At 56.4% G+C, this 12,004-nt stretch carries 7 protein-coding genes; 1 reads left to right on the plus strand and 6 read right to left on the minus strand.

Annotated features, from left to right (window positions below; all coding sequences use genetic code 11):
• Nucleotides 1–441 precede the first annotated feature (441 nt).
• Entirely contained in the window at nucleotides 442–1,860 is a 1,419-nt protein-coding gene (locus VAE55_RS01570; protein WP_322814075.1) for a malic enzyme-like NAD(P)-binding protein, read from the plus strand.
• A 105-nt stretch (nucleotides 1,861–1,965) separates the two neighbouring features.
• Here the strand turns inward: VAE55_RS01570 and VAE55_RS01575 are convergent, their stop codons facing one another.
• From VAE55_RS01575 to VAE55_RS01600, 6 genes are all read right to left on the minus strand, one after another.
• Nucleotides 1,966–2,787, minus strand: coding sequence for a hypothetical protein (locus VAE55_RS01575; RefSeq protein ID WP_322814076.1), 822 nt, complete (start codon nucleotides 2,785–2,787; stop codon nucleotides 1,966–1,968).
• A gap of 29 nt (nucleotides 2,788–2,816) precedes the next feature.
• On the minus strand, nucleotides 2,817–4,859 hold the full coding sequence (locus VAE55_RS01580; RefSeq protein WP_322814077.1) for an immune inhibitor A: 2,043 nt from the start codon (nucleotides 4,857–4,859) through the stop codon (nucleotides 2,817–2,819).
• A 474-nt stretch (nucleotides 4,860–5,333) separates the two neighbouring features.
• Entirely contained in the window at nucleotides 5,334–6,221 is an 888-nt protein-coding gene (gene htpX / locus VAE55_RS01585) for a zinc metalloprotease HtpX (protein WP_322814081.1), read from the minus strand.
• Between the two features lie 423 nt (nucleotides 6,222–6,644).
• Entirely contained in the window at nucleotides 6,645–7,595 is a 951-nt protein-coding gene (locus VAE55_RS01590; protein WP_322814078.1) for a ring-cleaving dioxygenase, read from the minus strand.
• Between the two features lie 30 nt (nucleotides 7,596–7,625).
• Nucleotides 7,626–8,285, minus strand: a complete 660-nt coding sequence (locus VAE55_RS01595; protein ID WP_322814079.1) for a response regulator transcription factor — start codon at nucleotides 8,283–8,285, stop codon at nucleotides 7,626–7,628.
• A gap of 772 nt (nucleotides 8,286–9,057) precedes the next feature.
• Nucleotides 9,058–11,370, minus strand: a complete 2,313-nt coding sequence (locus VAE55_RS01600; protein ID WP_322814080.1) for an RNA-binding domain-containing protein — start codon at nucleotides 11,368–11,370, stop codon at nucleotides 9,058–9,060.
• Nucleotides 11,371–12,004: the final 634 nt, after the last annotated feature.

The following is a 12,004-nucleotide window of genomic DNA, read 5'->3' on the forward strand; positions in this document are numbered from 1 at the left end:
CGCTGGTGCAGGTAGGGTGCGCCGGAGGCGTGCGCTCCCAGGGTCTTGCCCCCACCCTGCTCCGCCCCGCTGGGGCGGGAACTACTGAGGGTAGCCCTTGAAATGGTGCGCCAGCGATCTCTCGCAACTGTCAAGCCGGGCTGTCGCCACCACGCCCGGTTGAGCGAGGTGATTGGCGGTGCTGGACGAAATCCATCAAGTCACTCCACCACATCCCCCACCGGGGGTAGCCCGGGCGTAATGGCGCACCAGCGATCTCTCGCAACTGTCAAGCCGGGCTGTCGCCACCACGCCCGGTTGAGCGAGGTGGTTGGCGGTGCTGAGCCACATTCATCAATCTGACAAATCAAGACTTGTGGTACTATACCATGATAAGGCGATGATGCCCGTCGTGGTGACGGGCATTTTTGTGTGCTTATTTCAGAAAACGAGGTAAGGGCTATGTCCGTTGGGGTGGCTTATACGCTGACGTTGCGCTGCCAGATTGAAAATCGCCCTGGGATGCTGGGGCGGTTGACCACCTTGATCGGCGAAGTCGGCGGTGACATCGGTGCGATTGACATTGTGCGCGCTGAACGGAACATTCTGGTTCGCGATATTACGGTGCGCGTACAAGATGAGCAACACGGTGAGCAACTGGTAGCAGCGATTAACACCTTGCAGAACATCAAAGTGCTTCAGGTAAGTGACCGTGTCTTTCTTACCCACCTCGGCGGCAAGCTGGCCATGCAGAGTCGCGTACCTTTGAAGACGCGCGATGATCTTTCGCTGGCCTACACTCCTGGTGTGGCCCGTGTCTGTCGGGCAATTGCCGATGATCCGGAGAAGGTGTATGCGCTGACCTGGAAAGGCAACAGTGTGGCCGTCGTGAGCGATGGTTCGGCCATTTTGGGGCTGGGCAACCTGGGGCCGGAAGCGGCGATGCCGGTGATGGAGGGCAAAGCGATTCTGTTTAAAGAATTGGCGAACATCGATGCGGTGCCGATCTGTCTGCGCTCGCAAGACCCTGATGTAATTGTGCAGACAGTTGAGCAGATTGCGCCGAGTTTTGGTGGCATTAACCTCGAAGATATTGCTGCACCAAATTGTTTCATTGTCGAGGGTCGGCTCGAAGAGAGTCTCGATTTGCCGGTGATGCACGATGACCAGCACGGGACGGCGGTGGTAGTGTTGGCCGCACTGCGCAATGCGGTACGGATTGTCGGCAAGCGACTGACCGATGTGCGTGTGGTTGTGAATGGGATTGGGGCAGCCGGTACGGCGATCATCCGCACGCTGATCGAAGCTGGTATCGGCGAAATTACTGCTGTGGATCGGTTCGGGATTCTGGTCGAAGGTGATCATGCCCGCCAAACCCCGATGCAGCGGATTATTGCTTCACAAACAAACCGTGAACGACGGCGTGGTGATCTAGCGGTTGCGTTGCGTGATGCCGATGTCTTCATCGGGGTCTCGAAGGGCAATATCCTGACGCCCGACCATATTCGGGTAATGAGCAGTGACCCGATCGTTTTTGCACTGGCTAATCCGATCCCCGAAGGCAATCCCGATATGTTGCGACAGTATGCGCGTGTGGTTGCGACCGGCCGCAGTGATCAGCCAAACCAGATCAACAATGTGCTCAGCTTTCCCGGTATCTTCCGTGGTGCACTCGATGTACACGCAAGATGCATTACCTCGGCTATGCGGCTTGCTGCTGCCGAAGCGTTGGCGACAGTGATTCCACCGGAAGAGATGAATGAAGATTACATCGTACCCAGTGTGTTTAACCAGCAGGTTGTGCCGGCCATTGCCACGGCTGTGGCCCAGGCAGCGATTGCCGAAGGGGTGGCGCGACGAACGCACATGCAAGGTGATTAACAATTTGACCGATGCGACGTGCGACCGACATCGAGCATGGTGTCGTGTGGCAGCCGAGCTGCCGCACACCAAAACGCGCCACGATCATCGTTGGGTGTAGCGAGGTTATGACCCGCTACTGTTCAACCAAGTGCGCCATTGCACTTCGAGCGTTGGCAGATCGATCCCGTAGACCCCCTGATAGTCGGCACTACCGGGTGTGCCTGCACCACTGCGGTAGAGATCATCAAAAGCTGCCCGACCATATATGATGATCAGGTATTCGACAAAGCTGGCCCACTGGTAATAGAGGGTATTCATCTCGGCTGCTGGTCGCCCGAGGTGGCCGGCAACCAGGGGGAGCGATGGCCGGGTACCAACAAATGTGCGAAAGTCAGGCTGTTGGCCCAGCCAGTAGCGCCCTGCCCCCCAGGTTGCCCAGCCTTCAAGCAAGATCGGATCGCTCCGGAGATGAGCAGCACCGTAGTAGTCGTGGGCCAGTTGGTGTACGAACTCGTGGGCAAGGATGTTGACAGCACGGGCCGGTGGGAGGGCAGGGCAGGTAAACACTTGCACTTCCCGAATATCGGTATAGGCCACACCGTGCAATGCGCAATCCGGTGAAGCACTAATGCGCACTGCAATCGGTGCGGTTGGGTTGATCGCTGTGCGTTCACTGACATACGCCAATGCGGCATAGAGATCAGCGGTGATGGTCTCAATGCTGACGCTGGCGGGCAGTGCCTGCGGTGCGACCGTGATGCGTAGCAATTCAGTGTTTTGCGGCTGCGCCACACCGCTGAGCACTGGTACCGCAGCGATGACATTGGCTTCAGCAACGAGGGGGGCCAGGCGCGGCAGTGGTTGTTGCATGCGCACAACGATAATCGCCGCCGCCAGGCCGATCAGACAGAGAGAGATTGTGATCCAGCGTGATCCCCAACTCATTGCATTATCAGTGGCGCAGGCCACGCTCCTTATTCGCTGATGACCTCGTACCTTGCCCGTTCGCTGGTGTGTGGTGTTACTGCGATTACGACCAGGACGCCTCGTTCGCCGGGATTGAGGGTTGCGGTTGCGACTCCGTCGGCATCTGGTGCCACAACATCAACTGACATCTGACCATCGGCGGCCGTGCGCACCAGGCGTAGTTCCCACAACTGGGGCAGATCACCGTCGATGCGAACGAATCCTGCCGCTTCCCAATCACCGGTGACGGCTTCGACATCATCACGAAAGCCGATTTCGGGAATGGCGATGTTGTCGATCAGGATGCCCGGTGCATGGACTCCCTGGTCGTTAATTGACCAGAAGCGGAGGAGAATCTCCTGACCGGCAAAGGGGGTCAGATCCATCTGCTCGGTCACCCAACGTCCGCGCAACCCGTCTTCAACGTTTGCCTCGGGACGGCCTGAGACACCGGTGAGGCCGTGACCGTAATTGACTCCTTGTGGATCGTAATCGGTCGTCCAGCGTCCGGGCAGCGTCTCCCAGGTCTGCCCACCATCGGTTGAAACGGTCACAAAGGCGTAGTCGTAATCATCTTCGATCTCGAACCAGGTATCGAACGTCAGTGTCGCAGTATTCACACCACGCAGATCGACAGAACGGGTGAGCGTGGCGACGCTATCGTCGCTGCGATTACTCCACCAGGCGTAGCGACCGCGTGGCATCTGACCGGCGATACGCACCGTCTGATCGCCGCGGAAGGTCACTGTGCGGGTATTGCGGGGAAGAGCGAGGTAATCAACACCAAACTGGACAATATCGTCGCTATAGCGATTGTCGATTGACGTGGGGCGAACCTTTGCCGGTAACAGATTATTCAATTCGGTGCCGGTGTCGTAGGTGTAGCGTCCATCAGCAACCCGTGGATCGTTGATCAGGTTGGCAACCGCCCAATCGGCCATCAACTGGCGAAAGTGGGTGATGTCGGGGCGGATGGGTGCTGCTAGCACGACAAACGCCTCAAGGTTATTGCCGGCGTTGGCGCGGATCAACGATCGTAACTGCTCCTTGCCGGCATATTGGGCATAAATGTAGCGCATGAAGAGGTGGGCTGCACCGTAATGCGCACCTGACTGACCAGGGGCAAAACCCCAGCCGGTCAACTGAAGGTCGGTATTGCGCAGGTACACTGGGATAAAGCCCTCGCTCTGAAAGCCGTTGAGGTCTTCGGCCAATTGTGACATTCCTTCATTGAACCACAACGCACTGCCCGGCTGCTCGTTCTGATGGATCATGTGCTGGAACTCGTGCGCCAGTACATCAAGGTAGGTATTGCTGTCAAACGGCATCAACTCGATGTTCATAAAGAACATCTCGCGCTCGTTGCTATAGCGATTTACCTGGCGCGGTAGCGAGTCGCTCGACGAATAGTAGCCGAGAATCTGACGGCTACGCTCAACGGCATTCAGGATGGTAATCCGATTATCGCCATCGACACCGGGTTGAACTTCGCTGCCGAAAATTTCGCGTGTTCGCGGATAGATCTCGGTTTCAAAGGTTCGGGCAGCGCGTTCGAGGGCAGCCTGGTTGTACGGTACCCCCTCCTCGACATACATCAAGACAATTGGCCCAGCATAACGCAACTCGGCGGTGATCTCATACTGGATGTCGTCACTGAAATCGGTTACGAAGAACGAACGCCGTTCCCCGACCTGTACCGTAAGTGGCTCTGTACGGGCCACGTAGGGACACTCGGCAGGGACGGGCCGGCAGGCACTGAGCTGGCGGGCCAGCTCTACCTGATCACGGGGCAGGCGATTGACTGCATCGAGCAGGACTATCTCGTCCTGATCAGAGATGGGTGTCACACTGACGGTAGTTGGTGGTCGGGGTGGCGCATCGGTCGATCCAACAACCGGGACGACCGTGATTGGTTGCTGGGGTGGTACGGCGGTCGATTCGGTGACCGGCGTGATAACTGTGGCTGGGGTAGGGGGCGGTGTTTCAGTTGGCGACAGACAACTGCTGAGCAGTACGAGCGCTATAACAACTATCAGCGAGGTTCGTTTCATAGTGATACACAATCAGTATTTGGGTGATTCCATAGTTTAAAACCGAGTAACAGAGAGGTCTTTCCTTTATAACCACGTTCAGCATAGCAGGGCTGCCAGTAAGGTTGTTTTGTTGTGAGTAGATCGTTTAGCCAGAATAGTTGGCGTCGGTGCCGCTATTGCAGCCAGACCGGTTATTCTCTCACACTGACAGGTATCCTGCCGAGGAACGGAAAATGGTTGGGCAAAGACATTCATCTGCAACCTGATCAGGTGGTGGCGGGCTGCCGCAAGGGATTGTCGAGCAAGTACTTCGCTGATAATGGGCTAACGCAAACGGCACAACCTTGTTGTGTAAGGACGACAGAACTGCAAACAACGAGAGCGTGCCTGTTCCAGACAAGAGTATTCTACCGCAAAAAGGGCACCACTCGCCATTGAGTGATGCCCGGAGTTGGGGAGGAAATCTATGTCAACGCGCTGCGCAGATGTGACTCACGCCGCCATTGCGGTGTTGTCACTGCGATTAGCCATCGCACGCAGGCGCGAGATGCGCTTGTGAGTTTCGGGGTGGGTGCGGAAGAGGCTGGCCAGGCCACCCAGCACCGGATTGACAATGTACATGTGTGCCGTCGCCGGACGTGCTTCATCCATCGGCATCCGACCGGCAGCCCACTCCAGCTTCTCAAGGGCACTGGCTAACGGCAATGGATTGCCGAGAATCTGCGCACCGCCGGCATCTGCCATATACTCACGCGAACGCGAAATTGCCATCTGAATGATAAGGGCCATAATTGGTGCCAGCATGGCCGTCAAAATGCCACCAACCAATCCGGCAACACCACCGCCTTCTTCTTCATCATTACCACCGAAACCGGCGAAGATCATGCTCCACATCACCATATCGGCCAGAATACCGATAGCACCGGCAATAGTGGCTGCAATAGATGAGATCAGGGTATCACGATGCTTGATGTGTGCCAACTCGTGCGCGATAACGCCAGCCAGCTCCTCGCGCGTGAGCAGACGTGCGATTCCGGTGGTGACGGCCACTGCGCCGTGCGCCGGATCACGACCGGTAGCAAAGGCGTTGGGAGCGTCGGTTTCGATGATGTACACGCGCGGTTTGGGAATACCAGCCCGCCGTGATAGCTCTTCCACCATCGTATGAAGCTCAGGTGCCTGATCAGGTGTCACTTCCTGCGCACCGCTCATCTTGAGTGCCAGTTTGTCGGAGAACCACCAGGCACCCATATTCATCACGACGGCCAGAACGAGCGCGATGATCATGCCGATCTGACCACCAATTGCGCCACCAATCACGATAAAGAGACCGGTGAGCAATCCAAGCAAACCAACGGTCTTCAAGCTATTTACCAGCATCGTCACGGCAGTTCCTCCACTCTATACTACCCTGCACAGGATGTTGTTTTCGCATCGTTAGTATATTGCATCACAACGTTCGACCAAAGGGGGGGCCTCTCCTATTACATTGGGGAGAAGTTCCCACAGGGAAGGTTTTTTTCACCACAGAGGTAAGGAGGGCACAGAGGGGAAAGGGGTTATGCACCACAGAGACACGGAGGGCACAGAGTATCCGGTAGCAGGGACGCTATTGTACGGCGGGTTTCAATCGCTATACCAGCCTCTGAACAGGGAGATATATCCCTGCCCCGCACCCTGAACGGTTGGGGCAGGGAGTGGGTATATCCAGCTATCTCCCGCTTCCCAATCCACTCTTCACCTTTGATTGATAGCAGGGAATGAGGAGGCGAGAGTGACAGCGGGTAGATGCAGGCATTGCCGCTATAACGACTTCAGTCCCGCTTCAATCTGTGCCCGACGCGGTTCGAGGAAGGGGGGCAATGCCAGCCGTTCGCCCAGTGCATCAGCAGGCTCATCAACGGCAAAACCCGGCTCGTCGGTAGCCAGTTCAAAGAGGATACCGTTTGGTTCGTGGAAATAGAGGCTGCGAAAATAGTAGCGATCCACAATACCGCTGTTCGGAATACGTAATTCGCGGAGGCGCTGCGCCCAGACCTGATGTTCGGCAAACGTTGGCACCCGGAATGCGACGTGGTGTACGCCGCCGGCACCGGGTTGCGCCGGGGGGAGGTGGGGCTGGGCAACGACATGTACCTCGGCTGCCGGGCCACCTGTCCCCATAGCGTAAACGTACACGGTGTCGTCAGGGTATTCAGGGTGAGGATAACGACGCTGTAACTCCATGCCCATAACCATACGGAGCACGGCATCGGTCAGACCGTGTCGGGCAACGCTTAACATTACCGGTCCCAGCCCACGAATCTGGTGTTCGACCGGCACCGGACTCTGCTGCCAGGGAACAAACTCACCGACACCGCCATCATCAACGAGCATCAGACGCTGACCTTCCGGGTCTTCAAAGTCGAGGGTGAGCCGGCCATCGCGCAGCACAACCTCACCAACGAGAACACCCTCGGTGCGCAGGCGTTCGGCCCACCACTGGAGCGTCTCAGCACCATTGACGCACAAGCCGGTACGCACGATGCTATGGGTGCCGCGTCGTTCACGGGGTAATGGCCAGTCAAAAAAGGTGAGATCACTACCGGGTGAACCAGCACCATCGGCGTAGAAGAGATGGTAGGCACTGGTATCGTCTTGATTGACAGTGCGCTTGACCAGGCGCATCCCAAGCACGCGGGTATAAAAATCGTAGTTCTGTTGAATGTGCGCAGAGATTGCGGTGACGTGATGAATACCTGTAAGTTGAAGCATTGTTTGAGATAACTTTCTAACTAAGGCGTGCTAACGCAGATCTGGGGGTGGTACCAGACCACGCTGAACTGCGACGATAGCCGCCTGAGTACGATTACTCACGCCGAGTTTCTGAAAAATCTCGCTCAAGCGATTACCAACTGTCTTTTCGGCCAGACTCAACTTGAGCGCAATTGCCCGATTGTCATCACCTTGCGCGAGCAGGGCCAGAATATCGCGTTCTCTGGGGGTAAGCACTTCGCTGAGCGCCGGTGAGGTGTCGTTACGACGCAGCAGATCGAGTACCCGGGCAGCAGCACTGCCGGCCAGGGCAGCTTCACCACGGTAAACGACGTGAATCGCTTCGATTAACTCAGTGGCATCGGCATCTTTCAACAGGTAGGCATTGGCACCGGCACGGAGTGCTTCGAGAACGGTTTGCTCATCGCGATGCATAGTGAGCACAACACAGCGCGTTTGCGGGCTGACCTGTGCAATCTGGCGTGCTGCCTCGATACCGGTCATGACCGGCATCGAGACATCGAGCAGCGCGATGTCAGGTTTGGTAGCGCTGGCCGCTTCAACGGCGGCTGCCCCGTCACGCACCTCAGCCACCACTTGAAAGCCGCCTTTGCGTTCTAAAATCTCGCGCAATCCTTGCCGAAACATGGTGTGATCATCGGCAATAAGGATGGTGATTGGATTGCTCATACATCCTCCATTGGAAGAACAACGGTGATGCGTGATCGGTCTCGCTCTCTTTCCCGGTCGCAGGTACGACAAGATACGCACGATGATGATTGACCGTAGGACTGATGCGATGACGCCATCACCGGACGTTACGTCGGTGTTACTACATGCATCTTATCACGATTTGACAGTAACGGACAGGATTGTTATCGATAATCCGTGTGGTGACCGTTGCGGCGATCTTCTGGAGGTAGTTTGGGGTTCAAGCTTAAGGGCGATCCGACCGCTCTCACCTCCGGCCCTCTCACGCATCGTGGGAGAGGTATATGTTCTGACCACCCCTGACATGACGTGGTGCTAGTGAGGGAGAGGTGCATCATCAACGCATCAGTTAGGAGCGTGCAGCCGTCTATCCTACGAGCACCGATAGCAACGGCCACCGGATATAAGGCAAACCGGACTATCCATCACATTTGCGGTGATCCGGGGTATCTACTGCCCGCTACGTATAGACGTGTATGAGCGGGTTCGGAACCCACCCTTACGGTTTTCGTGATCCGCGGCCCATTGGTTCGGGTTGGCGGCGATATGTTCCCGGATGCGTTGTATGGATTTTCCACCGCGGATGATGTGTTCGTAATCATTGCGTTGCCAATCCGGTTGCCCCACCATGCCGCGCCATTGATTGACGCGTCGCGCCGAACATGTTTTGCATTGGCTTACAATGTCGGAACCGTCGTAGGGGCGGGTTCGGAACCCGACCATACGGACGGAGCGGGGGCAGAACCCGCTCCTACTCGCCGTACAGTTGGAGCAATTCGCGCCATTCACCGGCCAGTTCATCGCGCCGGGCAGCGTAATAAACGTGGGTTACGCCCTGATCATCAATGTACACCAGGTCTACCTGAGAACGCATTGGACGCAGGTAGCCGATGTTTCCCCACCAACGTACCTTCTCTTCGTCGAGCGGCATATCCTGGTGGTACATCCGGGCTGCATATTCACGCACCGTCCCCGGTTCAATGTCTTGCAAGCGCCACGGCGCACTACTCACATCACCGGTACGAAGATTGCGGAAAGCATAGAACCACTCACCATCTTCAGAGCGTGTCGCATTCACAACCTCAATGCCGGTGCGCGGACGCGGAACCCGAATCAGCGCCAGCCAGGCCTCTGAGAGTTTCTCGCGTGGCACGTTGTTATATTCCTGGATTGCGCCTGAGTCTTTGTCCTTCATCACCAGATCGAAGCGTGGCTGACCTTCGGGATCAAGGGTGATGCGCACAATACCGCCTCGTCCGCGCCAGCGCACCCGACGTTCACCCCAGGCTTCAATGTCAGGAGGTGGAGTTGGGTCGAGCGTTCCCTCTTGATCAAAATCGTCTGCGTCGGTCTCAATCCGGGCGCCGGCCTCGTTCAAGAGACTCATCCAGGCTTCGCCGAGTCCCCAATCGCTAACCCCGTAGAAAATATGGTCAATGACACCGTTCTGGTCGCGGTGAACGAGATCGTATTTGACGCGAGCGCCCTGGCGATAGGCGCGCCAGAGACCGAGTCGCCCGCGCCAGCGTACCTGACTTTGCAGATCGATCCGGCCTTCTCGTAAATCTTCGTGACGGCTAATGGCATACGCCCACAAGCCCTGGGCCCGGTCACGGGTGACACCGGCGGTTGTGCGGAGATCACGAACCTCATAGGTCCACGAACTACCGCGACGCTGGCTACTAACAATCTCGACCCCCGAACGCGGCAATTCGAGGGTTTCGCCATTGTCGAGCGGGGAAGGTTCACCGGCAGCAATTGCCTGGCGACAGAGCTGAATGATCTCGCTGCGATTCGCTACCACCGTCTCGTTATCACGGCGGATGTAGACTGCGCCGTTGCTGCCAACGTAGGGTGGCGGGTCTTGGGCTTTGACCTCAACGCGGATCACGTCACGCCCCTCGTAGTGCATAAGTTCAAATGATAGATATGGTTGGGGCGTAAGATGTTCGGCGACACTCTGCCGCAACGATTCGGTCGCATGGTCTGGCCGATCAACACCGATTACTTTACCACCGGGATCGCAGCCAATGATCAGCACACCACCGCCGATATTCGCCAACGCAGCCACATCAGGCCAGAGCGAAGCAGTTGCCGATGGATCGTTGACAGCGCGCAGTACCTGACGTTCCGTACTACCACTGAAGCGAGCAACATCAAGCGACCACTGCTTTTGATCGCGTTTTGGTACCCGTACCCGATCAAAATCCTGACTTGAGAAAAGGGCTTTCAACGCCTCAAAACTACGATCAGGCAGCAACGCCTCGAAATAGCGATCACCGATGCCGTGGCGATGCGTGACCTGGGCTTCTGCTTCGGCTAAGCGACGGAGCCGATGGGCATCGCTTCCCTGAATGCAGAACATGCGGCGCTCGTAGTGTTCGGTTTTGCCGTTGTAAAAACCGGGCGAGGTAAACTTCTCGTGGTCGGTGTAGAAATTGATAAACTCAAGAGCGTGCAGATAGGGGCTTTGTGTCACGGCCACACGCGCCTGTCCGCTCGTGCCCATGCGCAAAGTTTCGGTGATAACACCATTCGGACCGTTCGCGTGAGCAGCAATCACAATCCCACCGGCACGATGAATGATCTCGTAGGCTTCGGTGACATGCCGGGTGTTGGCAACACTACACACTCCGTGCTTGAGTACTTCAGCCGGGATACCAAGCTGGAGCAGCGTAGCTTCAATCAAACTGAGCGGGCGATTCGGTGGAAAGATACCGAGAATGTGCGCCCCAAAATGCGACGTGAATTCAAAACCCGGCAGAACAGTAATCTTCTCAAGCAAACGCCGGTACTCAGCCAGGCGGGTAGCTTCTTCACTGGTTAGCCGACCGGCTTTTTCTAGGGTGGCTAGAAATTCCAGTTCACGTTGGAACTGCTCATAACCGGTAACGGTATTGTGATCGGTAAATGCAATGATCTCAAGACCACGGCGTTCAGCTTCCTGGAGAATATCAAGGTACGAAACGTTTGGTTCAGCGTAATCTTCAGAAGCAGGTGTGTGTAGATGCAAATCAACCCGAATCCAGCGCATTTCGTTGCGCTCTTCTCTTGCTGTTGTCATATCATTAAAACCTTAGACATTCAGATCTTTTCAAACATGTTTTTATAAGTTTTTCGTTTTTAGCCGTCTCTTCTGCAGTATTGTCGGGAGTTCCTCCTTCCCTGCAATGATGATAAATCTGCCAGGGCAGGGTTCTTCACGTTCACACAACCCTGTACTGATAGTATACCAGATTCAGACACCAGAGCGTGACGCCTATAGATACATATACCTCGTATGAATGCGTGAATGGAAGGTTTTTTTTCATACAATCCTGTTGGTGGGTGTGGGTAGGAGGGTTGGGAAAACGCACCACCGAGCCACGGAGGGTACAGAGCAACCCGTGCCCGCGCTCGCGGGTTCTGTCCGCTCTTCCCTCGACTCATTCCCTCAGCGGGAGATGTTGTGAGGGGGCAGGATCGAGGTGATCGGAAGCCATCTGGAGCACGCCCATTTGCCACTCCCCACTCCCCTAACGGGCTATGCATTACCCACAACTGGTGTCAACCACGTGCGTATCAGCGAGGAGGATCGCCATAGGTGCTGTTTTGGGCGACTGGCCCGGTGACAGTGCGCCGCGCCAGCCGTGCCAGCACGTGCTGGATGGATTGCATTACCCGCTCGTCATGCGCGTGTCGCGCAGTTTGGCGTGCGG

The sequence above is a fragment of the Chloroflexus sp. genome (assembly GCF_034432675.1).
Classification (GTDB): Bacteria; Chloroflexota; Chloroflexia; order Chloroflexales; family Chloroflexaceae; genus Chloroflexus.

Bases quoted from the DNA above. Each gene is read 5' to 3' on its own strand.
- VAE55_RS01595 (WP_322814079.1), bottom strand. From the start codon at position 8,285: ATGAGCAATCCAATCACCATCCTTATTGCCGATGATCACACCATGTTT.
- VAE55_RS01575 (WP_322814076.1), bottom strand. From the start codon at position 2,787: ATGAGTTGGGGATCACGCTGGATCACAATCTCTCTCTGTCTGATCGGC.
- VAE55_RS01570 (WP_322814075.1), top strand. From the start codon at position 442: ATGTCCGTTGGGGTGGCTTATACGCTGACGTTGCGCTGCCAGATTGAA.
- VAE55_RS01600 (WP_322814080.1), bottom strand. From the start codon at position 11,370: ATGACAACAGCAAGAGAAGAGCGCAACGAAATGCGCTGGATTCGGGTT.
- htpX (WP_322814081.1), bottom strand. From the start codon at position 6,221: ATGCTGGTAAATAGCTTGAAGACCGTTGGTTTGCTTGGATTGCTCACC.
- VAE55_RS01580 (WP_322814077.1), bottom strand. From the start codon at position 4,859: ATGAAACGAACCTCGCTGATAGTTGTTATAGCGCTCGTACTGCTCAGC.
- VAE55_RS01590 (WP_322814078.1), bottom strand. From the start codon at position 7,595: ATGCTTCAACTTACAGGTATTCATCACGTCACCGCAATCTCTGCGCAC.